The sequence below is a fragment of the Sphingomonas sp. UYAg733 genome (assembly GCF_054057355.1).
Genome location: NZ_JBSRZE010000001.1, coordinates 575039 through 597532, shown reverse-complemented (window position 1 = coordinate 597532; position 22494 = coordinate 575039). Strand labels below are relative to the sequence as shown.

25 protein-coding genes are annotated in these 22494 nt (G+C 65.3%); 14 read left to right on the top strand and 11 right to left on the bottom strand.

The genetic code is table 11. The features are described from left to right. Positions 1-10 precede the first annotated feature (10 nt). On the top strand, positions 11-1006 hold the full coding sequence (locus tag ACVWZA_RS03050; RefSeq protein WP_457309669.1) for an aldo/keto reductase: 996 nt from the start codon (positions 11-13) through the stop codon (positions 1004-1006). Positions 1007-1168: 162 nt separating this feature from the next. On the opposite strand, the gene ACVWZA_RS03045 is transcribed toward ACVWZA_RS03050, so the two are convergent. Next, on the bottom strand, positions 1169-1573 hold the full coding sequence (locus ACVWZA_RS03045) for a tautomerase family protein (RefSeq protein WP_457309668.1): 405 nt from the start codon (positions 1571-1573) through the stop codon (positions 1169-1171). A 93-nt stretch (positions 1574-1666) separates the two neighbouring features. Here ACVWZA_RS03045 and ACVWZA_RS03040 point away from each other — a divergent pair, with 93 nt between their 5' ends. Next, a complete protein-coding gene (locus ACVWZA_RS03040) occupies positions 1667-2503 on the top strand; it encodes a LysR family transcriptional regulator (RefSeq protein WP_457309667.1) in 837 nt (278 codons plus the stop codon). 10 nt (positions 2504-2513) lie between these two features. Here ACVWZA_RS03040 and ACVWZA_RS03035 read toward each other — a convergent pair whose 3' ends face one another. The 4 genes from ACVWZA_RS03035 to ACVWZA_RS03020 all read right to left on the bottom strand — a co-directional run bounded on the left by ACVWZA_RS03035 (position 2514) and on the right by ACVWZA_RS03020 (position 7353). Beyond that, positions 2514-3623: an ABC transporter substrate-binding protein gene (locus ACVWZA_RS03035; protein WP_457309666.1), complete on the bottom strand. Its 1110-nt coding sequence runs from the start codon at positions 3621-3623 to the stop codon at positions 2514-2516. A 121-nt stretch (positions 3624-3744) separates the two neighbouring features. Then, the gene (locus ACVWZA_RS03030) at positions 3745-5019 is read right to left on the bottom strand and encodes an MFS transporter (protein ID WP_457309665.1); all 1275 of its coding nucleotides are present in this window, start codon (positions 5017-5019) and stop codon (positions 3745-3747) included. Further along, on the bottom strand, positions 5006-6451 hold the full coding sequence (locus ACVWZA_RS03025) for an amidase (protein ID WP_457309664.1): 1446 nt from the start codon (positions 6449-6451) through the stop codon (positions 5006-5008). Before ACVWZA_RS03025 ends, ACVWZA_RS03030 begins: the two co-directional genes overlap by 14 nt. Before the next feature lie 8 nt (positions 6452-6459). Then, the gene (locus tag ACVWZA_RS03020; RefSeq protein ID WP_457309663.1) at positions 6460-7353 is read right to left on the bottom strand and encodes a haloalkane dehalogenase; all 894 of its coding nucleotides are present in this window, start codon (positions 7351-7353) and stop codon (positions 6460-6462) included. Between the two features lie 142 nt (positions 7354-7495). Here ACVWZA_RS03020 and ACVWZA_RS03015 point away from each other — a divergent pair, with 142 nt between their 5' ends. Beyond that, positions 7496-8089: a CGNR zinc finger domain-containing protein gene (locus ACVWZA_RS03015; RefSeq protein WP_457309662.1), complete on the top strand. Its 594-nt coding sequence runs from the start codon at positions 7496-7498 to the stop codon at positions 8087-8089. 310 nt (positions 8090-8399) lie between these two features. Here ACVWZA_RS03015 and ACVWZA_RS03010 read toward each other — a convergent pair whose 3' ends face one another. Further along, entirely contained in the window at positions 8400-9344 is a 945-nt protein-coding gene (locus ACVWZA_RS03010; protein ID WP_457309661.1) for a LysR substrate-binding domain-containing protein, read from the bottom strand. A 101-nt stretch (positions 9345-9445) separates the two neighbouring features. Here ACVWZA_RS03010 and ACVWZA_RS03005 point away from each other — a divergent pair, with 101 nt between their 5' ends. The 3 genes from ACVWZA_RS03005 to ACVWZA_RS02995 all read left to right on the top strand — a co-directional run bounded on the left by ACVWZA_RS03005 (position 9446) and on the right by ACVWZA_RS02995 (position 11013). Beyond that, positions 9446-9826: a tautomerase family protein gene (locus ACVWZA_RS03005; protein ID WP_457309660.1), complete on the top strand. Its 381-nt coding sequence runs from the start codon at positions 9446-9448 to the stop codon at positions 9824-9826. Continuing rightward, positions 9823-10287 (top strand): cupin domain-containing protein, encoded by a 465-nt coding sequence (locus ACVWZA_RS03000; protein ID WP_457309659.1) that lies wholly within the window; start codon positions 9823-9825, stop codon positions 10285-10287. Before ACVWZA_RS03005 ends, ACVWZA_RS03000 begins: the two co-directional genes overlap by 4 nt. Before the next feature lie 69 nt (positions 10288-10356). After that, the gene (locus ACVWZA_RS02995; protein WP_457309658.1) at positions 10357-11013 is read left to right on the top strand and encodes an isochorismatase family protein; all 657 of its coding nucleotides are present in this window, start codon (positions 10357-10359) and stop codon (positions 11011-11013) included. Between the two features lie 55 nt (positions 11014-11068). Here ACVWZA_RS02995 and ACVWZA_RS02990 read toward each other — a convergent pair whose 3' ends face one another. Together ACVWZA_RS02990 and ACVWZA_RS02985 are read right to left on the bottom strand one after the other, a co-directional pair. Continuing rightward, entirely contained in the window at positions 11069-12259 is a 1191-nt protein-coding gene (locus ACVWZA_RS02990; protein ID WP_457309657.1) for an MFS transporter, read from the bottom strand. Between the two features lie 52 nt (positions 12260-12311). Beyond that, positions 12312-12857: a helix-turn-helix domain-containing protein gene (locus tag ACVWZA_RS02985; protein ID WP_457309656.1), complete on the bottom strand. Its 546-nt coding sequence runs from the start codon at positions 12855-12857 to the stop codon at positions 12312-12314. A gap of 183 nt (positions 12858-13040) precedes the next feature. On the opposite strand from ACVWZA_RS02985, the gene ACVWZA_RS02980 reads away from it, so the two are divergent. From ACVWZA_RS02980 to ACVWZA_RS02950, 7 genes are read left to right on the top strand one after another with little or no spacing between them, the layout of a single operon-like run. Next, a complete protein-coding gene (locus ACVWZA_RS02980; protein WP_457309655.1) occupies positions 13041-14009 on the top strand; it encodes an alpha/beta fold hydrolase in 969 nt (322 codons plus the stop codon). A gap of 19 nt (positions 14010-14028) precedes the next feature. Further along, the gene (locus ACVWZA_RS02975; protein ID WP_457309654.1) at positions 14029-15258 is read left to right on the top strand and encodes a DUF4331 family protein; all 1230 of its coding nucleotides are present in this window, start codon (positions 14029-14031) and stop codon (positions 15256-15258) included. Beyond that, positions 15255-15854, top strand: a complete 600-nt coding sequence (locus tag ACVWZA_RS02970; protein ID WP_457309653.1) for a HupE/UreJ family protein — start codon at positions 15255-15257, stop codon at positions 15852-15854. The genes ACVWZA_RS02975 and ACVWZA_RS02970 overlap by 4 nt, the downstream gene beginning before the upstream one ends. Further along, entirely contained in the window at positions 15851-16333 is a 483-nt protein-coding gene (locus ACVWZA_RS02965; RefSeq protein WP_457309652.1) for a hypothetical protein, read from the top strand. The genes ACVWZA_RS02970 and ACVWZA_RS02965 overlap by 4 nt, the downstream gene beginning before the upstream one ends. 2 nt (positions 16334-16335) lie before the next feature. Next, positions 16336-17154: a DUF4198 domain-containing protein gene (locus ACVWZA_RS02960; protein ID WP_457309651.1), complete on the top strand. Its 819-nt coding sequence runs from the start codon at positions 16336-16338 to the stop codon at positions 17152-17154. Between the two features lie 37 nt (positions 17155-17191). After that, positions 17192-17965, top strand: coding sequence for an isocitrate lyase/PEP mutase family protein (locus ACVWZA_RS02955; protein WP_457309650.1), 774 nt, complete (start codon positions 17192-17194; stop codon positions 17963-17965). A 29-nt stretch (positions 17966-17994) separates the two neighbouring features. Beyond that, a complete protein-coding gene (locus ACVWZA_RS02950; RefSeq protein WP_457309649.1) occupies positions 17995-18810 on the top strand; it encodes a helix-turn-helix domain-containing protein in 816 nt (271 codons plus the stop codon). A 48-nt stretch (positions 18811-18858) separates the two neighbouring features. Here ACVWZA_RS02950 and ACVWZA_RS02945 read toward each other — a convergent pair whose 3' ends face one another. After that, entirely contained in the window at positions 18859-19746 is an 888-nt protein-coding gene (locus ACVWZA_RS02945; RefSeq protein ID WP_457309648.1) for a LysR substrate-binding domain-containing protein, read from the bottom strand. A gap of 94 nt (positions 19747-19840) precedes the next feature. On the opposite strand from ACVWZA_RS02945, the gene ACVWZA_RS02940 reads away from it, so the two are divergent. Next, positions 19841-21094, top strand: a complete 1254-nt coding sequence (locus ACVWZA_RS02940; protein ID WP_457309647.1) for an MFS transporter — start codon at positions 19841-19843, stop codon at positions 21092-21094. Positions 21095-21624: 530 nt separating this feature from the next. Here the strand turns inward: ACVWZA_RS02940 and ACVWZA_RS02935 are convergent. Continuing rightward, entirely contained in the window at positions 21625-21975 is a 351-nt protein-coding gene (locus ACVWZA_RS02935; protein ID WP_457309646.1) for a nuclear transport factor 2 family protein, read from the bottom strand. A gap of 44 nt (positions 21976-22019) precedes the next feature. Beyond that, the gene (locus ACVWZA_RS02930; protein WP_457309645.1) at positions 22020-22478 is read right to left on the bottom strand and encodes an N-acetyltransferase family protein; all 459 of its coding nucleotides are present in this window, start codon (positions 22476-22478) and stop codon (positions 22020-22022) included. Between the last annotated feature and the right edge of the window lie 16 nt (positions 22479-22494).

Below are 22494 nucleotides of genomic sequence, written 5' to 3'. Positions count from 1 at the left end.
GAGCTTGACCATGAAGACGCGCACACTCGGGGCCAGCGGGCTGGATGTCTCGGCCCTCGGCTTGGGCTGTATGGGTCTGAGCTGGGCCTACGGCGCCGCGAGCGACCGAACCGAGGCGATCGCGCTTATACGCGGCGCGGTGGAACTTGGCGTGACACTGTTCGACACGGCCGAAGTCTATGGTCCGGGCACCAATGAGGAATTGGTTGGCGAAGCGCTGGCTCCGCTACGCCACGATGTGGTGATCGCGACGAAGTTCGGCTTCGACCTGGACCCGGATGGCGGCCCGTGGCCGATCGGCCTCAACAGCCGCCCAGACCACATAAGGGCAGTCGCCGAGGCGTCGCTTCGACGGCTCCAGATCGACAGGATCGATCTTTTCTACCAGCACCGAGTGGATCCCTCGGTGCCGATCGAGGACGTTGCCGGGACCGTCGGCGATCTTGTCAAAGCCGGCAAGGTCAAGCATTTCGCGCTGTCGGAGGCGAGTGCCTCGACGATACGTAGGGCCCATGCGGTTCATCCGGTTGCCGTGGTGCAGAGCGAGTACTCGCTGTGGTCGCGCGACCCTGAGGCCGAGGTTTTGCCGACGCTGGAAGAACTGGGGATCGGCTTTGTCCCGTACAGTCCGCTCGGTCGCGGCTTCCTCGCCGGCGCCTTCCGCGCGGACAGCACGTTCGCTCCCGGCGATTTCCGTGTCAGCCTTCCGCGCTTTAGACCGCTAGCTATGCAGAGGAACCTGCGCCTCCTCCATTCGCTCAAAGAGATTGCTTCTGCCAAGGGTGCGACCGTTGCCCAGCTCGCGCTCGCTTGGCTTCTCGCGCAAAAACCTTGGATCGCGCCCATTCCGGGCACCCGCAATGGAGCGCGCCTGAAGGAGAATGTCGACGCGGTCGATCTCCACCTCACGCCCGCGGACCTCCAGTCCATCGAGCGAGCGCTCGACGCCAATGTCATCGACGGACAGCGCTATGGCGACAGCGAAATGAATATGCTCAACCTTTGAATGCTGCGATAGGCGTCTTCACTCGATCGCGGTCCGATAGTCCGGGCGCTATTTGGCGCCCAGACCACACGGAGTTCGTCGGCAAGGCGACGTGACTGGCGGGTCCCGGCTCCCCTCGGCTACCGCAAGAGCGAGCGGGAACGGTGAAGGCGGAAACCCGGCTTAGCCGGGATTTGCTGCGGCCCAGCGGCCGTTCTGGGTGCGGCCACCGAAGCCATACGCGTCCCCATCGGCTGCGTGGACGTAGACGTAGCATTCGTCGTGCAGCGGCCCGAGCAGTTCAGCCATCCCCTCATAGGCGGCCGTCACGAATGCAGTCGTCTCGGCCTTCGTGTTGGTCCCGGCGGTGATTTTGATATCCAGCCAAAAGGCTGACAACCCCGCGTCGCTCGGTGGCGCACCGGCGATGAACCAGCTGTCCGGATCGGCGGGCTCAACGAGCACGGCGGTGACGCTGGGATCCTTTCCCAGCTTCTTCGCTCCGAGGCGGGCAACCAGTTCGGCGATTCTGGGACGGAGCTCGGGGCGAGGTTTCGGCGTCACATAGCGCACAGCGATCATCGGCATAGCTATCTCCATTTGGCTCATATCGTATGTGACTCATGACCCGCCATTTTTTAACGCTATGACATGGACTAGCTATGATAGTGGAATCATATGATGCTTGATCTGGAATCCGTCCGTCTTTTCACGTTGGCTGCCGAATACGGAAACCTCACGCGTGCCGCGGAGGCGGCGGGCACTGTGCAGCCCGTTGTCAGCCAGCGCATCAAGTCGCTCGAGTCACTGCTCGGGAGAAGGCTCCTCGATCGCACGCCGCGCTTCGTGCGCCTGACCGATGCCGGCGCGGATTTCCTGCAACGGGCGCACGCCCTGCTTGCCGCCCATCAGGCTGCGCTGGCGCCATGCGATGGACCACCCCCGCATATCCGGATCGGCATCAGTGACCACGCTATTGGTGGGGGCTTCGACCTGCTCCTCAAGCGAGTGAGCGGTGCCTTGCCGGCCAATTCGACGATAGCGGTCAGTCTCGGTCAATCGGCTGCGATGCGCGCGCAGTATGAGGCGGGTGCAGTGGATTTTGCCATCATCCGGCGTGAGGTCGGGAACGACGGGGAGGTTCTCGGCAAGGATGCTCTGGAATGGTGCGCGCCATCCGGCTGGCGCCGGCCGGAGGGTCCGCTGCCACTGATCATGCTGCCGCCCCCGTGTGGAGTCCGGGCCGTGACGATCAGGACCTTGGAGCGGGCCGGCATCGCATGGCGGGAGGCGTTCGTGGGCGGAAGCTGCCTGACCCTTGTTGCGGCAGTGCGCGCCGGCTTTGGCGTCTCGCCGCTTGGCCGGATGGTTCGCAGGGGTCTGGATTTCAGCGCTATCACACCCGACTTGCCAGCATTGCCGTCCTCGGAGATCGCCATGCTCGCGCGCACGCCGGACACGTACCGAGCCGCCGCGGGGCGCGCGCTCGTCGCCAGCGTCCGCGACATGCTAGGCTAGCCCGCGCGGTTCAGCCGGTATGGCGGGTCCGGAAGGCATCCGGGTTGGCGGGGTCACGGTCAGCGACCTGGATTGGTGCCCACGCCCATTGCCAGACGCTGATGCCTGGCGTGCGGGTGAACTGGATCTTCGCGCGGGTGCCTTCGACGGCAACGCGCGCCCAGGATTCCGCGAGCCGGGCTTTATCCACGCGGTTAGACCGTAGCAGTTCGGCAAGGACGGCGACCGTGTCGTAGCCTTCGAAGGCAACGAAGGAAGGCGCTTCGCCCAGACGTTCGCGAAGAGCGGCCTTTACGCGCTGGCCTAGCGGGGGGAGCCGCTTGGGCAGGTAGCGCAGGAACGGGATCGCGGCGCCGTCCGCGCCCAGCATCCTCGCCCACTCGCCGAACTCCGGTTGCCCGGCGGGTGCACCGATCAACACCTCCGCGAGGCGGTCATCACTCCGCAACGACCTGACGATCGCTGTCGCCGGTTCCGGATAGCCGACCAGAAGAACCAGGGCCGTCGCGCGGTCCTGCACAAGTTTGTCGCATAGCGACTCCTTGCTTAGCGCCAGGTCGAGTTGGGTGACGGTGCCGCCGCGGGGCACAAGGTAGTCGCGCAGAATTCGGGTTCCAGATGCCCAGTAGACACCGGCTTCGGCTGCCACGGCGACACGGCTATGGCCGGCGCCGAGGAGGAACTCTGCGTAGATCTGCCAGCCGTGAGACTGCGCCGGCGCAAGGCGCGCGACCCAGTTCGTCGGCTGGTCGGTGAGCGCATCGAGCACCGCGGAGGAACAGAGAAAAGGCAGCGCGAGAGCGTCGGCCCTTGCGGCGACGGCGCGAGCGACCACGCTGTGATACTCCCCAGCCAGCGCGACGACGCCCAGACCCGCCAGTTCATCGACGGCCGCGACCGCTCTTTGTGGGTCAGCCGCGGTATCCCGAACGATCAGTTCGAGCGGCTTTCCGGCGATTCCGCCGGCGTCGTTGATTTCGCGAGCTGCCAGCTCGAGGCCGGCGAGCAGGTGCCGCCCTGCCTCGACCCAGCCCGGGCGGGTGAGCGGGACGAGAGCGCCGATCCGGACCGCCGATCCGCCGATCCGGTCCGCTTGAGGCAGCGTTGTCGTGGTAGTCATGCGTCGATTCCTCCCGCAGCGTGCTGGCGATCGTTGGTCGAACGATCAGCCAGCCTTCAATAAGGCCTCTGCCCCGACACCAGCCTGGCCAAAGCTGCGCGAACGGCGTTCAGGCAGTTGGTCACGCGTGATCACTCGGCCTGCAGCGGAACAGGGTGCCGCGGGCCGACGTCGCCTCTGGTATCATCGCCGCAATACCGGTCGCGATGAGATTTGCACAACCGCTTACAATGATCGGCAGCGTGTAACTGTGGCTAAAATCGAATAGGTACCCAGCCGCGCTAGGACCGATTAGCGTCCCCAAGGCCACGCTTGTGTAGAGAACGCCGATGATGCCACTGACATGGCGTCCGCCAAAGTAATCCATCACCACGGCCGGTAGCACGGCGACCCAGCCACCATAGAACACGCCATACGTGAATGCGAAGGCGGCGAGTGCCCAGAAGCCGCTGGCGCATACCCAAAGCACGAACGAGAGCCCCATGCCGGCGAACATCGCGGGGAGCGCGGCGCCGCGACCCATCCTATCCATTAGCCCGCCTAGAAAGAAGCGCCCGGCAGTGCTGCCGATGCCAATGACACCCAATAACAGGACGGAGTTTGATTTGGTCACGCCGTGATCGATCGCGTACGGAACAAGATGCACGAACGGCACGAACACGCCGAAGGCGGCGATCAGGCAGGCGATGTAGAGCAAGACGAAGCGCCGCGACCCGACAGCCCCCCTCACGCTCATTCCGTCAGCATCGGCTACCGCGTCTGCCGGCGGGAGTGGATCGCCGTCGGGACCCAGGCTGCGGTTCCCAGGACCGTTTTCAATCAACAGTGCGCTACCGGTCCCCACAACTGCCGCAAGACCGGCAACGATGAGATAGGCTTCGCGCCATCCCACCGTCGCGATGAGATGCGAGGCAAGAGGTGGCATCACGAGAGTGCCGACGCCGATCCCGCTCACCGCCAGGCCGGACGCGAGCCCGCGGTGCCTGGAGAACCATCGCTGAACCGCGCCGACCACCGGGACGTAGGAGAAGCCGACGCCAAGTCCCACGCCCAGGCCATAAGCGGCATACACTTCGGTGATGTTGCGCGCGACGCTTGCCATCGCCAAGCCGAGCGCGGTCAGGAGCATCCCGATCACCGCCAGACGACGCGAGCCCCAACGGTCAGCCATTGGGCCGCTCACTACGCCGAGGCTGAAATAGAGAAAGCCTGCGAGGGAGAAGACGAGAGACACCGAGCCGCGCGACGCCGCGAAATCCCGTTGCAGCGATTCCACGAAGGCGCTGAACGTATACGCGCTCCCGAAGCCCGCGAACGTGACGCCGAACGCGCCTGCGACGACGAACCAGCCGTAGAAGACGCGTGGCTTAGCCAGGGCGAGCTTACCGTTCGTCATCGACATTGGCGTTGTAGCGAAAATCGTGGGTAGGGTTAGCGCCGGGATGACGGTGGTGCCAGGGCGTGACGCTCTGGAACCCCGCGCCAGCGCGAACGAGCGTCGCCTCGCCAAGAGCGGAAGCGATGAGCTGGAACGCGATCGGTAAGCCCGCGTCGTTGAAGCCACCGGGCAAAGTGATCGTCGGGCTGCCGGTCATGTTGAATGGGCAGGTATACCGCTGCAGTTTCGCGATCAGTTCGGGTTGCGTCCCCATTTCGCCGATCATGGCCAACGTTGGCGGCGAGAATGGATGCACCGGCGTCAGCAGCAGATCGACCGTTCTGAACAACCCGGCGACCTCGCCACAGAAGTCCAGGCGCCGCAGCAGCACCTTCTGATAATCGAGGCCGGACAATGCACGCCCCGCTTCGACCACGGAAGCGAGTACGGAGCCATATTCGTCCTTGCGCGAAGGATAGGTGGGTTCGTGCGCCACCGCCGTCTCCACCGCGCAATTTGGAGCCCAGTCGGCGACGATTTGTTTGACATCGGGAACGCGCACCTCGGCGATGACAGCGCCGAGGTTCCGGAAGGTCGCGATGGCTTCCGATAGCACCGTTCGCGTCTTCTCATCAACGTCGTCGCTGTTCCACGCGGCATCGACACCGATCCGCAGGCCCCGAACACTTCTTGCGGCAAAGGCAACATAGTCGGGGACCGGCTCCAGCAACGCGGTCGGATCGAGTGGATCGCTTCCCGCGATGGCGGCCAGCATGATGCCCGCGTCGACGGCACTGCGCGCGATCGTTCCGACATGGTCCAGTGTCGCCGCCAGCTCGAACGCGCCGTGGCGGCTGACGCGCCCCCAGGTCGGCTTCAGCCCTGTCGTACCAGTCGCGGCGGCAGGCCACCGGATGGACCCTCCGGTGTCGGAGGCAAGCGCTCCGTAGCAAAGACCCGCGGCTGTCGCGACACCGGGTCCACTGGACGATATCCCCGGCCAATAAGCGGCGTCCCACGGGTTCGTTGGCGCCGTGACGGATGGATGGTAATCGGAGTAGGCGCCTTCCGTCATCTGAAGTTTGCCGAGCACGATTGCTCCGGCCTCTCGAAGGCGACGCACCGCTGTTGCGTCCTGGGCTGGGCGGAAATCCTTGTAGATCGCCATGCCGGCCGCGGTCGGAACATCCGCGGTCCAGAACAAGTCCTTCACAGCGATGGGAACGCCGTGCAGCGGCCCGCGATAGTTGCCTGCGGCGATCTCCACCTCGGCCGCCTCCGCCGCCGCCATTGCAGCATCTGCCATCACCAGCGCGTAGCTGCGCAGTTCGCCGTCCAACGTGCCGATTCGATCGAGCTGCGCTCGCGTTACCTCCACTGGCGATAGTTCCCCAGTCCGTAGCAGCGCCGCCAACTCGGTGAGCTCGAGATAATGGAGTTCCTCGGTCATCGCGGACGTCATTTGATCTGCCCTGAGAGAACCTTCGCGACGTAGCGGGCGATCGCTTCGCCGACCTCCTCCGGCGCCTCCTCCTGTAGGAAGTGTGCGCCCTTGAGCGTGATCTCCTGCTGATTCGGCCAGCTGCGGCAGAATTCGCGCTGCGCGCCGATCAGGAAGCCGCCAGGCTCCGCGTCGATGAAGAATTTCGGGATCGGATTGGTGGCCATCCACTTTGCGTAGGATTCCACGATCGCCACCACATCGGCAGGCTCACCCGCGATCGGCAATTCGCGCGACCAGGTCAGCATCGGACGGCGCGATTCCCCAGGATTGCGGTAATGCCGCCGATAAACATCGATCGCTTCATCCGGAATGCTCCGCAGCGGCAAGAGATATTCGATGAAGAGGTTCTTCTGGAGAATCATGTCTTCCCCAGCGGGGGAACGCTGTCCCTGAAAGAAGCCGCGCGTCACCTCGGGCCACTCATCCCAGGACGCGAACGGCCGAACGATACCTTCCATGTAGACTATCGCCTTCACGCGCTCGGGATAGCGCTGGGCCCAATGGAAGCCGAGCGCCGAGCCCCAGTCGTGGACTACGAGGATGATGTTTTCTCTGAGGTTCAACGCTTCGAACCAAGCGTCAAGGTAGCGCTGGTGATCAAGGAACCTGTAATTGCCGTCAGGCGCCGGCCCCGAGTTTCCCATGCCGACATAGTCCGGCGCCAGACAGCGCCCGAACGGCAGCAGATGAGGAATGATGTCGCGCCACAGATAGGATGGCGTTGGGTTACCATGAAGAAAGACGATGGGCTCGCCTTCACCGGCATCGACATACGCCATGTCGGCGTCGAGCACCTGGATGCGTTTCCGATATGACGGATCCTCAGTCGAGATCTTGGGTTTCGCCATAACCTGGCCCCTTCGCGTGAGGATCGGCGGGAGATGCCGCCATCGATCGTTCGGTGGGCGTGGCAACCTCCGTTCGACACTAGCTATTCCTATTAACTGGTGTTCGTTGCGTCAACCAGCAAAGCGCTTATACTGGTGTCTTATGAGGCTATCTGACAAATTCCTGGTTCCGGCCGAAATTGCTCTCCTCTACGATTTCGTTAACTCGCTTGATCTGCGCGACTACGTCGAGGGCGGCGCAGTTCACGTCGCGAGCGACGAGCTATCGACCATTTCAGGATTGGAAGGCTGGCTGCGCGGCCGGGGACTTTTGAACGATGACACCCGGCTCGGAGCGCCGGATCACGGCAACGCCTTGGGACTGCGGAGGGCTATTAGACTATTTCTGGCGCTTGATCCGGCCACGCGGGGCGACGATGCCGAGGCGGGGGCGATGTTCGCCGCTGCCGCCACCGGCTTTCCGATGATCTTTTCCATGTCCGGATCTGGCGAGATCGCGCTACGACCTGCGCCGGGCGCCTCAGCGCTAGGTTATGCGCTGGCGGAACTACATCTACTCTCGCAGTCGGCGCGACTGGATCGCCTGAAGATGTGCGCTTCGGACGAGTGCGGCTGGGTGTTCTTCGACCGCTCCAAGCCGGGCAATCGTCGTTGGTGCTCCTCAACTCGCTGCGGCAACCGGCACAAGACTCGCGCCTATCGCGACCGAAAGCGGCACGACGCTCCGTCACCATAGCGTTTCCCACGGTCCCGGGGCCGATCGGTCAAGGTCTCTGCCGGCTGAAGCAACATTACAAGGTCCATTCCCCGCCGTTACCAAGTGTCAACGTAACGCAACCCCGCAATGAGTCACGCAAGCGGCCCGGTTGCGTCGCCCGAGGCAAACATGAGGTGGGATTGGCTAGAACGTCGAGCGCGCACTTCAGTCGTCCGTGCGGACAACCGGCTTCAGGAAGCCAGAAACGGCGAGCCCGGGGCTGCTGCACGACGCGTGAATGGGGGCCTCACCGCGCCGCTCGCCCGGTCCAGCGACATCCCAGGCCGTCCTATTCCGCTCGCGCGCGGTCGTCGCCAAGGCTGCTATCTACGGCCGTCAACCATCTGGCAGGCAATGCCTCGCGCAACGCCGCCGCCGCGATTGCGGCGAGATGACCTGCTGTCGCGCCGACCTCCCGTCCTCGAAGTAGCGCCAGGTTCAAGGACGGCAGTTCTGGCAGACCGGACGCAGCCGCATCGAGCGCTCGCACCGATTCAGGATGTCCAACCGGTGTGCGCAACGCGATTCCCAATCCGGCACCCGTCGCTGCCCAGAGGCCGCCGAGGCTCGGACTGACGAAGGCGATCCTCCAGGGGAGCCCGGCCTGATCGAGTGCCTCGCAAGCCATGGTCCGCAGCAGACACGGCGCTTCGAGCGCGACGAGGGGAACGGGCTCGCCCGAACTTGCCTGCCACACGGTCTGGCCATGGGCGCGTGCCGCACCCAACCAGCATAGCGGCACGGCCGCGATCCGCTCCCCGCCGGTCGACCCAAGCCCATCGTCCCACACCAGCGCCAGATCGAGCTGCGCGGCCGCGATCTTGCTGGTCAGCTCGCTGTTGCGGGCGATCCGCCCTTCGATCCGAACCTTGGGGTGCGCCCGTGCGAATCGGCCGAGGACCCCGGGGAGGATCTTCTCGCCGAAATCCTCCGGCAGGCCGAAGCGTACCCAGCCTTCCAGCGCGACCTCACGCACCGCGCCGGCCGCCTCGTCGTTGAGTTCCAGCAGGCGCCGGGCGTAGGGCAGCAAAGTCTCGCCCCCATCGGTCAGCGACAGGCCGCGTCCGGACTTGCGCACCAGCACTACGCCCGCCTGACCCTCGAGCTTCCTGAGATGGGCGCTGACCGCCGAGCTCGACCGCCCCAATCGGCCCGCCGCCGCCGCGAACGACCCGGCGTCCACGCCGAGGACGAAACTGCGAAGCGCGTCCATATCGAGATTGACGAGGCGCATGAACCATCCCGATTTTCGGGACCTACTGTTCCGAATAATCTAATTTTCCGCACGATGCTGTAGATGCATTACGTTCCTGTCAACAATTACCGCGGACGCGCATGATGCCCTTTACCCGCATATCTCTGATCGCCGGGAAGCCCGTCGGTTACGTCGCTGCCATCGTGGACAGCCTCGACCGCGCCCTTGTCGAGTGCTTTGATGTTCCGCCGAACGATCGCTTCACCGCGATCCATCAGCATCAGCCGGGAGAGCTGATCTTCGACCGGGATTATGGCGGCGGTCCGAGATCGGAGGACTATGTCCTGTTCCACATCACCACCGGAAAGACCCGGAAGCCGAACACAACGGCGCGGTTCTTCCGCAGGCTCGTCGAATGCCTCGCCGAGACGCCTGGCATGCGCCCCGAGGACGTTATGATCGTCATTGCCAACTCGACCGCCGACGATTGGTCGTTCGCCAACGGCAGGGCAGCCGTATGACCGCGCAGATTGTTGCAGAGGCGGGCTACCCGGCGGTCATGACGATCCGGCGCGCCGGGAGCGGCGTGCGAGCTGGACCGGACGGGGTCGCAAATGGTCCTTTCACTGCCCAGACGTTGCTCTCCGGTTGCGCTGAAGGTGAGATGACCGCGGTGCGCGCGTCCTTCGACCCCGGTGTCGCTACGCACTGGCACAGCCATCCGCGCGGCCAACTGCTGTTCGTGCTAGGCGGCGTCGGCCTGGTCCAGTCAGACGGCGGCGATGTCGCCGAGGTGCGCGAAGGCGATTGTGTTTGGTTCGCGGCCGACGAGCGCCATTGGCACGGCGCAGGCGAACACGGCCGGTTCGACTACATCAGTCTGCAAGCTATCAAAAATGGAACCGCTGTACATTGGTATGAACCGGTGTCTGATGCGGGAGCGGTCCATCGCCATTGGGGACGGGTGTCGAGGAACGGTTGATAGCCGACAATATTCACCCTGCGGTTCAAGCCGCACTAAAACATCAACTGTCTCAAGGGAGGGTCTTCAATGCCCCAGCCGTTGCCCGCACCCAGACGCGGCTTGATCGTGATTGACGTTCAGAATGAGTATTTCGATGGCGCACTGCCCATCGGCTATCCCAGCGTCGAGGTATCACTCCCCAACATTATCGAATCGATCCGGATCGCCCGACTGGCGGACGTGCCGATCGCCATCGTACGGCACGTCAATCCGGCTGACGCGGCGGCATTTGCGCAGGGAAGCCGCGGCGCGGCGCTCCATTCTTCTATTTCTGTACAGTCGAATGACCATGTGATCGGAAAGACGAAGCCAAGTGTCTTTACCGGCACCGATTTTGCAGAATGGATCGAGGCGCACCGACTAAACGCACTGACGATCGTCGGCTACATGACGCAGAATTGCATCGTGGCGACGACGCTCGAGGCCGCGCATCGCGGATACATGGTCGAGATTTTGTCAGATGCGAGCGGCGCGTTAGGTTATGCGAACGCTGCCGGAGCGGCGACCGCCGAGGAGATGCATCGCGTTCTTACGGTGATCTTTCACGCGAATTTCGGTGCGGTGGCCTCGACAGCTGAGTGGATCGATGCCGTCTCGCGCCGTGCTGCGCTCCCGCGCGGCAGCTTGCTCGCTTCTGCCCAGCTCGAACAGGGCCGGTCAGGGGGGCGCTTGGACGGCGCGTAGCAAGTTGACGCCCGCCTTTCTCCGACAAGGACAGAGAACGCGGCCGAGGCGCTGCTCATTGGAGGGACGTCGACTCCCGGGCAGGCATGCGTTCGGCGGCCAACAGTGTCATTGATAGCGCGATGGCCAGACCGCTGGCGGCAACGCCGAGACCAAACCACCCATATCGTTCGACGACGAGGCTGCCGAGCGGTGGGCCGACCAGCGCCCCTGCCGCACCGAACTGTGTCAGCAGGCCCATGGCGGCGGCAAGGCGTGGGTCTCCCGGGCTTCGGCTGCCAGCGAGATCGGGGATGCGGGTGAAAAGGGACGTGCGCGCTACGCCGCTCAGCACAACCGCCAGGATGGCGACTGCTCCGCTAAGCCACAGCCCGCTTACCGAGCGTTTGGTGGTTATGAAGATGGCTGGCATCAGCACCGCGGCCAGTAGCAGGGCGGGGACAGCCAGCGTGCCGAGACGGTATGACGACGTCCTGCCGATGACGCGCATCGCGATCAGCGCTCCCGGCAAGGTGGCGAAGGAGACCGCGCCGGCAATGGTGCCGGCCACGACGATCGATGCGCCGAATTGCTCGGTCAGGAAGGTCGGCAACAACATCGTCACGCCGCACATGAACGTCGTGTAGAGTCCGAACCCGAATGTCAGCAACCAGGCGCCCGTCGCCGGCAGGGCGAACTGCCTGGAGCTTGCTTCAGGCAAGTTCAGGCGCCCAGCCGCTACGAGGCCAGTGGCGGACAGCGCGATCCAGATTGCCAGCGCGGAACTCGGGCCTGCCAATCCCGCGGTCACACCTGTGACGACGCTTCCTAGCCCGATGCCGACGGGCAGGAACGTGCTCCATAGCGCCATCGCCTTGGCGCGCGCCTGGGCACTCTGAGCCGTCGCCGCGATCAAGGTCGGCGCTGCGGTGACGACCATCGCATATCCTAGTCCTTCGACGGCCCGGGCCGTGAAGAGCATCGCGGCGGTGGATGCCAGCACCTCGCCGGCGCCTGCGGCAGTGAGTATCGCCAGGCCCGCAACCAGGAAGCGGCGGCCACCGACCCACCCAAGCGCCAGGCCGGTGACGAAGCCAAACAGCGCGCCACCTATCTCGAGGAGCGAAATCAGGAGGCTTGCCTCCGGAAGCGTTAGGCCGAAGGCCTGACGCAGCACCGGCGCGAGCGTGGAGAACTTTGCGAGCTGCGCGGCCGCCAGCACGCCCATGAGCCACAGCGCGACGATTCGTGCCTTCGTTTTGTCCATCGCCGGTGGTTAGTTGCGGCGTGGGGCCCTGCCCACGCAAAAGTTATGCGTGTCAGCCGATCGCGGTGGTCAGCCGGCCCACGCGGCCATCGGCGAGCGGAATGCTCTCCCAGCGCATCCGACCGGGCCGGATCACGATGACGTCGCTGCCGTTCGGGCCCGTCGTGAACGAATGGCTCTGGAAGGGGGCATCATGCCATCCGGTCTCGAGCAGTGCCGCTTCCGCATCGATGATTTCCGGGCTCGCGAACCGCCAGAGCGAGGTGCCGATGAAGGCGGCCACGTCGGTCCGCCATGCATGCGCACGAGGCGGCGACACGGCCAGAAGTTTGTGGGTCGCGTCACAGATGAGATGAACGGTCGCAGTCGACGTGAGGATCAATCGCCTCAGCGCCGCGTCGCTGCCGCTGTTTGCATGGGCTGAGATCATCGCCGCGATTCGCTCGTGATGGCAGGGCGCCGGCGTGATCGCCTCGCTTTCCCATCGCGAGACGCTGCCCTGTGACACGTTCAGGAGCTCTGCGGCATGCCCTTGCTTGATTCCGTTCAGCCGACGGAAGCGTCGGAGGGCACGGCCAATGGGGAGGGCGGTCGGCATACGGGAAGATACCATATCAGCCGCAGCTGAGGTAGCCGACCTGCAGCATGATGCGAAAGCCCGCGAATGGCCGATTGCCTCCGCTCCCCGCATCTGCGTGCGCGATCGAACGCTAAAGATTTCGACAGCCGCTCCGCCCGCTTTGGCTCATCTGCTGGCGAAGCATTTCAGGGGCCAACGACAATGAATCGTAGAAATTTCTTCGGCCTGAGCGCCGGCGCGCTCGCATGCGCGGCGCTCGCCCGGCCAGCTCTGGCTGAGCGCAGCATCGATCGTTTCCGGGTGCCGGAATGGGGACTGAACCGCCGATTCCTCCGCAACGGCTTCGGCAGGATCGCCTATGTCGATGAGGGGGGCGGCGACCCTGCCCTCTTTCTGCATGGCTTCCCGCTCAGCGGATTCCAGTGGCGCGCCTCGGTGGAGCAGCTGGGGTTGTTCTACCGCTGCATCGTTCCGGACTTCATGGGCCTCGGGGCGACAGAGGCGGCGGAGGGTCAGGACCTGGCCGCGCCTGCGCAGATGGCAATGCTTGTGGCACTGCTGGATGCCCTGAAGGTGAACCGGGTGCATGTCGTCGCCAGCGACAGCGGCGGCGCGGTCGCGCAGCTGCTCGTCGCGCATCATCCCGAGCGCGTCCGCACGCTTTTGCTCACCAATTGCGACACCGAGCGGCAGAGCCCACCGCCGGCGATGCGACCGGTTATCGATCTCGCCCGAAAGGGCCTCTACGTGAAGCAGTGGCTCGAGCCGTGGTATGAGTCTCGCGACCATGCACGCGCCCCCGACCAGTTCGGCGGCATGTGCTATGCGGACCCACGCAATCCGACCGATGAGGCTATCGAGATGTATTTCGGTCCGCTTCTGTCCAGCCCGGAGCGTGCCAGGCAGGTCGAGGAGTTGGCGATCGCCCAGAGCCGCAACGTGCTGACTGGCATCGGGCCGGCGTTGAAGCGTTCGCTCATACCGACCCGGATCGTCTGGGGCTCTGCGGACACGATCTTCGAGCCTGCCAATGCCGACTTCCTCGATCAGAGCTTCGGCAACTCGCGCGGCGTGCGGCGGCTCGAGAAGAGCAAGCTGTTCTGGCCGGAGGAGTGCCCGGACGTGATCGCAGAGGAAGCGAATGCACTGTGGCGCCAAGCCGGCGCCTGACCCGACGACAGGAGCTACCATGCTGAATCTCATCTCACGGTCTCGCCGGCGCGGCCTCGGGGCCTGCCTCTCTGTGGTCACCGCCATGAGCGCACTGTCGCCTGCCACGGCGTCGGATCATCTGGATTCGCCGTCGGTGATCGCCGACCCTCGCGCCGACATCGGTGATCTCTTTGCGTGGATGGCGCCCGATGGCCGCCATCTCAATCTGGCGATGACCATCGTGGGTCACGCGTTTTCCGACAAGATCGCCTACACGTTCCACATCGACAGTGGGCGCCGCTTTGGACGGACCGTCTCGTCCATCGAGCTCACCTGCCGCTTCGCGAACGCGACGTCTGCGGATTGCAGCCTGGGCAGCGTCGATCGCGTGCGGGGCGATGCCAGTCGTTCAGAGGGATTGGTCAGCGCCCGCGCCCGCTTTCGGCTCTTCGCCGGTCTGCGTGACGACCCGTTCTTCAACAACGTCCGGGGCACCCGCGCGATGTACGACATCGCCGGGAAGGCGCTCGCCGGTACCGCCCGCTCAGACGCCGCCGGTTGCCCCGTTTTCAGTGCCGGGCAGGCAACGGACATCGGTCAGGCGTGGCGTCACACCGACGGCGGCCCGGCGACCAACTTCCTCCGCGGGTGGACGCCGGATTCCATCGTCGCGTCGATCGACGTCGCCAGCGTCACGAAGGGGGGCGCGTTCATCGCCGTGTGGGCATCGACCACCGGCCCAAAGGGACAGATCGATCGTGCGGCCCGTCCCCTGACCGGAAATGCCCTGCTCGTCACCTTGGGTTCGGATGAGACCCGCGACGCGCTGAAGGAGCGCTACAATCACGCGCGCCCCGACACCGCGAAGCCGTTCGTCGCGGAGATCGCGAAGGGCGTCGCACTCTACGACGGGCTCGATGGGCGCTGCGGAGACAGCATGCTGATCGACCGAAAGGCGCCACCAGCACGCCGCTACTGGCCGTTGGCCAGACTGCTCGCTGACGACCGAATCTGGGTAAACAGCCGTTCGACGACCTGCACCCAGCTCTTCGCGGTCGAGCGGGCGGCGCTCAATGGCGAGCGGGACCTGGCCGGCGATTGCGGGGGCCGCACCGTCAACTACGACGCCGTAAACGTCTATCGCTCCCTGCTTGCCAACGGCACCACGAGCGGCATCGACGACGGCGTGCATGTCGACGAGAAGGTGCATTCCGCCTCGGCCTTCCCGTTTCTTGCGGCGCCGGACCCGGTGCCCGCGACGCGATGACGGAAAGGCGAGCGCACCGCGCGATAACGGCGTTCGTGCTCCTGATCGCCGCTGCTCCGGCGTCGGCCCACACGGGAACCGGCCTCGCCGGCGGATTCGCTTCCGGGTTCGCGCATCCGCTGAGCGGATGGGATCACCTTCTCGCGATGGTCGCGGTTGGACTATGGGGCGCCTTTCTCGGTCGCCCGCTCATCTACCTCCTGCCCGTGACCTTTCCATTGATGATGGTCGTCGGGGCGGTCCTGGGGATGTTCGGCCTACCCATGCCGCCGGTCGAAATCGGAATAGCCCTGTCCGTGTTCGTACTGGGCGGCTGCATTGCGGCTGCCTGGCGTGCGCCGACCTGGGGTGCGGTCGTCATCGTAGCTACGTTCGCCCTCTTTCACGGCTATGCGCACGGTCGGGAGCTACCGTCCGCCGCCGATCCTATCGGCTACAGCACTGGCTTCGTCCTCGCGACGGGACTGCTCCACGTCGCGGGTATCGGCATTGGCCTTCTGGCTGACCGTCGTGGCGGCGCGACCGTCATCAGGGCGTCCGGCGCGGCGATCGCGGCGACGGGCGTCCTGTTTCTGTCACGGGTGCTTTCGGGATGAGGGATACGCTGCTCGCGACTGCGCTGCTCGGCGCCAGCGCCGGTCTCTCTGCAGGGCTCTCGCCCGTGGGCTCGATCAGGCTTTGCCTGCTCGCGCTGGCCACGAGCGCCGCGACTGCGATTTGCCTGCACGGCGTCGCGACGGATCGCATGCTGATCCCAGGGTGGACCGCCATTGCGATCGGTGCGGGGACGACTTGGCTACCCGCGCGGATCCGCAGGCCTGCGCTCATGCCGTTGCTCGCCGGTCTGTGCGGCGCGATAGCGGGATCGCTCCCGTCAAACTCGACCACCACATCGATCATGATCTTCGCGCTTGGGCTGACCCTGGCGACGACGGCCAGCGCGATGCTTTTCGCCAGAGGCTGGCTTCTGCCGACCCGCGTCGTCGCAAGCTGGCTCGTCGCGATCGCCGCGTTGAACGTGACGTTGACGGTGCTGCCCGTCACACCCGGCTACATGCCCGACCATCTGGATTAACCATGATCGCACGAATTTTCGCTTTGGGCGTATTGTGTTTGGCGACGGCCGCGGATGCGCACGATTTCTGGCTCCAGCCGGCACGCTGGCGAGCGGGCCCAGGCGAGCCGATCGGACTGACCCTGCAGGTTGGCCATGGCGCCTATCGGCAGCGGTCCCCAGTTCCGAGCAGTCGTGTCATCCGCTTCGAGGCGATCGCCCCCGACGGTCGGCGTATCGACCTGCGAAACGGCCTGCACATCGGCGGGTCATCGGAGGACGCCGCGATCGCGTTTGGTAAGCCAGGCACCTATTCCATCGTGCTCGAGACGGACAACCGGGCAGAGAGCCACCTGCCCGCGATCCGGTTCAACGACTATCTCAGGGTCGAGGGCCTCACGCCGGCCATAGCGCTTCGCGCACGCGCCGGGAAAAGCGATGCCGACGGGGCGGAGAACTACAGCCGTCACGCCCGGACGATCGTCCAGATAGGGCCCCTCGACCCAAGGGGCCAGGGCCAGATAGTTCGTCCGGCCGGCCTGGCGTTGGAGATCGTTCCCGAAGTCAGTCCGCTGGCGGCCGCGCGTGGCGGGGCATTGCCGGTCCGGATCTATTACCGTGGAAGACCACTCGCCGGTGCGCTGGTGAAGCTCAACGACCTCGCGCACGACGCCCAGCCGATCGAGATGCACCGTAGCGACGCACAAGGTCGCACCGTATTCGCGATGCCCGGCAAGGGAAGCTGGCAGTTGAACGTCATCTGGACCCGGCCGCAGCCAAGGTCCAGCCTGACCGATTTCGACACGAGCTTTTCGAGCCTCAGCTTCGGACTCGTGAATTGAGGCGGACTTGTTCATTACCACATCCTATGGTGACACGATGACCGACGAAGCCAAAGTCGAGGCCTTTCGCGCGCTCCATGAGAGCGGCCGTCCTCTTGTCCTCTTCAACGTATGGGATGTCGGTAGCGCCCGGTCCGTCGAGAAGGCCGGTGCCTTGGCGCTTGCCACAGGCAGCTGGTCGGTCGCCGATGCCAATGGCTTCGCCGACGGCGAGATGGTTCCGATCGCGCTCGTCCTCGACAACGCGCGCCGCATCGCCGCCGCGACCGGACTGCCGGTGTCGCTCGACATCGAGAGCGGGTACGGCGCGTCGGCCGGTGACGTGGCGGACACGATCGCCCGCGTCGTCGCGACGGGTGTGGTCGGATGCAACATGGAGGACAGCTTCCCCGTCGACGGCGCGATGCGGCCGATGGCCATGCAGTTCGAGCGCCTGACGGCGGCGCGTGGTGCGGCGGATGCGGTTTGTCCCGGCTTTTTCATCAATGCGCGCACCGACGTCTTCTTCCAGGCGGGGGCGCGGACGGATCAGGAAGCGGCGGTCCGCGAGGCGATAGCGCGCGCGCATGCCTATGCCGCGGCGGGAGCCGACGGCATCTTCGTTCCGGGATTGATCGACGAGGCACTGATTGCGCGCGTGTGCGAAGCGTCGCCGCTGCCGGTCAATGTGATGATCGGCGATACCTCTCCCACGCCTGGAAAGCTCGCAGCGGCGGGGGTCGCGCGCATCAGTCATGGGCCTGGGCCCTATCTGGCGGCCATGCAGGCCTTGGAGACGGCCGCCGCCCTCGCTCTGGCAGTCGGTCCGTGAGCCGAGGCCCCGAGACCAATGAACTTTGCGTGACCCCGCTGCTCGAGACGACGACGCTCACGATCCGCGACGTGCGTTGCAGCGGCGATTGCCGCCACCGGTCGCCGAGCGAGTGTGCCACGTCGATGCACCTGGTGTTCCCGTACCGTGGCGCTTTCGTGCGACATGTCGGCGCCGCGGAGACCGTCGCCGAGGTCAATCAGCTCGTCTTCTTCAACGAGGACGAGGACTATGCGATCAGCCATCCCGTCGCCGGAGGCGACGCTTGCCTGTCCGTCGCCATCGATCCGGCGCTCCTGCGCGAACTCACGCCGCCGGATCAGCTGCAGAAGGGCGGCGCTGCCCGCTTCCACCATCCGCGCCGGGGGATCGACCCACGCGCCCAGGCGCTCGTGGCCCTGCTGCGCCATGGCTTGTCGCGTGGGGCGATGGAGACGCTGGAGGCCGAGACGCTCGCCCTGACTCTGATCCGGCGGTCGCTGGGCGAACGCACCTCGCATGCGCGCGCCACCAGCTACGGACGCGGGAAGCTGGTCAGCCGGACCAAGCTGCTGCTCGCCGCCAATCCGGGCCGGCGCTGGACATTGGCCGGGATCGCAGGCGAGATCGGCGTGTCGCCCGTCTATCTGACGCAGGTCTTCGCCCAGGCCGAAGGCGTACCGCTCTACCGCTACCAGATGCGCCTTCGCCTCGCCCGCGCTCTCGATCTTCTCGGCGATTGCCCCGACCTCACCATGCTGGCGCTCGACCTCGGCTTCTCCAGCCACAGCCACTTCACAGCCGCCTTCCGACAGCACTACGGCCGGTCGCCGGCCGACTTCCAGCGTGCTGTTCATCTGCGTTGAGCGGCCTCGGAATGGGGTTCGCCCCGCGGTGGAGGGGCGATTGGCCGCTCAGTGGTCCGCCATCGGCTTGCGTGCTTCGTCGATCAGCCAGTCCCGGAGGCGCCGGACAGCTGGCCGCTGGAGCGCCTCCCTCGTTGTCACCGCGTAGTACGCGAGGCGCGTCGGCCAGCCCAAGGTGAGGGCCCGCACCAATCTGCCGGATCGCAGGTCGTCTTCGGCATACACGTTCCGGACGAGTGCTAGCCCCTGCCCGGCGACCGCCGCCCTCACCATGAGATGGTCGTCCGAGAAGGCGGGGCCCTTGGCATTTAACGCGGGACTCACGTCGTGCGCCTCGAACCACAGCCGCCAGTCGTGGCGGTCGATGTCGTGAAGAAGGGGGTAGGAGAGGCAGTCTGCGGGCGACCGTATCGGCATCCCGGCGCGCAGGAGGGCTGGGCTCGCGACCACGATAAGCTCGGGCGACAGGAGCCACGCGACCTCAAGGCCCGGATAGTTCCCGAGACCGTGCCGGATCGCCAGATCGACGGGCTCTCGCCGGAGATCGACGAGGCGAGGGTCGGTTTCGACGGCGATTTCGATTTCCGGATCGCGAGCGGCGAACTCCCCGAGCCGCGGCACCAGCCAGCTCGCCGCGAAGGAGGCCATGACGCTGACGACGACGCGGGGCGACGAGCGGGCAGACAGCCTCCGGTCGACGCTTTCGATCAGTTCGAATGGCGCATTTAGCTCCGCGAACATTGCGGCCCCTGCGGGATTCAGCTCGACGCCCGCATGGTTCCGGACGAAGAGGCGGCGACCGACCCTTTCCTCCAGGAGGCCGATGCGCTGGCTGACCGCCCCCGGCGTGACTCCCAGACTAAGAGCCGCCGCCTTCATGCGTCCGGCCCGCGCAACCTCAACGAACGTGTGCAGAAGTGTGAACTGGGCGGACATGGAGATGGTTTAGCACAGCTAAACTAACTGCCACCATCCATCGTTTGTCCTGGCCGGTCGAATCCAAGATCTGCTTGGGCGAAGGGAGCGGTTCATGAGGCAGGCGGTATCGGACGCACAGCGATCGCGGGATTGGCCTGTGGTGGCCGTCGGTTTTCTTGCTCTGGCGATCGCGTTCTCGGCGAGGGCTACCCTGGGCCTGGTGGCGCCGGTATGGACCGCCGAACTAGGCTGGTCGCGCGGCTTCGTGTCTGGCGCGGCGGCGACCGCGCTGCTGGTCATGGCGGCGGTGGCTCCCTTCGCTGGCCGGCTGGTGGATCGCCACGGAATGCGCCTCACGATGGTCGCGGGCCTGACGCTGGTCGGCCTCGGCAGCCTGATGGTGGCGGGGACAAGCAGCAGGACCGTCTTCGTGATCGCCTTCAGCGGAATTTCCGCAGTGGGATTCGGCATCATCGCGACGCACGTGGTCTCCACGGCGGTGGCGCATCGGTTCGCCCGACGCCGCGGGCTGGCGACCGGCATTGCCACGTCGGGCGCAACCGGGGGCCAGTTCCTGATCGTTCCTCTGATTGCGACGGTGCTGGCGACGTGGAGTTGGCGTTGGAGCTTTCTGGCGCTAGGCGCCGGAGCGTTGGTGCTGGTGCCATTTCTATGGTGGACGCTCGGGCCGCCGGGCACGGCGCGGGCAGGGGATGCGAAGTCGGACTCGAACCTGTCGGCGGATATCGTGTTCGTGCTTCGCAAGCCCACCTTTCACATCCTCTTCTGGAGCTTCCTTCTCTGCGGTTTCACTACGACGGGAGTGATCGAGACACACTTCCTGCCGTACGCCTCGTTCTGCGGCTTTGGACCGGTCCCGAGTGCGACCGCCTACGGGCTACTGTCCGCGGTCAACATGGTGGGAATGATCGGCGCGGGCTGGCTTGCCGACCGCATGAACCGGGTCGTGCTGCTCGGAGGGATCTATCTGGTGAGGGGTCTGGCCTTCCTTATCCTGATGAACATGGGCGCGGATTTTGAGAGGCTGATTGTCTTCGCCGTCCTATTCGGGGCGGTCGACTATGCGACGGTGCCAGTTACCGCGAGCCTCGTCGCCAGTCATCTGGGACTGCGGGTGATGGGGCTGTCCATGGGAATGATCTCGGCGGGGCATGCTCTCGGCGCTGCCGCGGGAGCCTATATGGGCGGTTATCTCTTTGATCTGACGTTGAACTATCGCTGGCTCTGGCTAGGCTCGACCGCGCTCACGGTCTGCGCCGGCATCTTCGTCGCTTTTCTGAGAGACAAGCCCCCTTCATCGGCCGCCGAGGTGCGCATCGCTTCCGAGCCGGAGGACGTGCGGTAGCGCCGCGCCGGACATCTCGAGCGAGTCTGGGAATGTAGCCAACGGCCACGTCGCGTCAGCGGGCGCCCCTCCTGCGCGCCGGCCCTTGCCGCGTTCGCCCCCGACCCGCCGATGCTGCCACTAGGCGCAGGCCCCGCCCGCCGCTGCTGCCCTACGGTACGTTCCGCGAGCACCGATGTCGATCGCAAGCAGCGTGTCTGCGGTGACCGCCGGTGGAACGGACATGGAGTTCGCGCCCGCGCCGGCCCATAGCCGCACGGTCCGTGGAGCCGAGGCGACGGATCCTGGGAGGTCGCTAAAGATTTCGATAGCGTCCCGCAGACGTCGAGAAGATGCTCTTGGGTAGAGGAGATCGTGATGCAGGATAGCTGTGCAGCGTGTGACTCGCCGCTCGACGAGTCGCGGCGAACCGTTACCATCGGGGGCAAGACCGTCGAGGTCTGTTGCGACGAATGTGCGATAGCGCTGCGCGAGGCCAGATCGGCGATCGATCGCGAAGGCGCTTAGGATCAGGGCCCGCGATCCTCTCGTCAACGCACTCGATCGAGGCATGCGGTATGGGAGATCGCCTCATCCTCGTCGTTGAAAAGCACCGTCTCGATGCTGTTCCGCCCGAGGTGATCCCTGCAGTGCAGTGCAAGCGTGAGATGGCCAGTGTATACGGCTATCTTCTCCAGTCGAAAGTTCGGCATTCGTCGCATCGCCTCGCCCCAGTAGAGTCCCAGGTTGCTCCGACCCTTGACCACGCCGTCTTGGGCGTAGACCTTGGCGAGAGGCGAGCGCAGCTGAACATCGCTGGCATAGAGCGCAAGGAGGGCCTCGAGGTCCCGCTCGTTCCACGCCTCGATCCACCGGTCTGCCCAACGATCCGGAACCACCATCGTGCTACCCCTCAATGCATACCAGTCACCGCCGATCTGAGCTCTCAGGTAGACGTCAGTTCCGTGGGCGAGGCGCGGCAGAAAAGCCAGTCGTCGACGACGCGCAGCCCCGCCCTTTCGAACAGCTTGATCGCGTCCTCGTTGGATCGCTGCACGCGCCACTCGATCCGGGGCAGGCCATAGCTCGCCGCTTCGAGGGCCACGTGCCGCAGCAGGGCCGCTCCGATCCCCTTCCGTCGCGCGGCGTGTCGGACAAAGACGTCCTCGATGAAGGCCGTTCGCCGCGATTCGAAGGTCGAGAATCCGTGATACCAGGCACAGAATCCCAGCGGCGCCCCGTCGCGCTCGGCGAGCAGGAAGTTCGCGGTAGGTGAAGGGCGCGAAAGCTCGGTGGCCAGGAGGCCTTCGGTCGCGTGCAGCTCTCCCGACAGTCCCTCTTCGACTGCCAGTTCCTCGATAAGTTGCCGGAGAGACGCGGCGTCGCTGTGGGCGGCTGGACGCACGGTCCACCCACTCGCC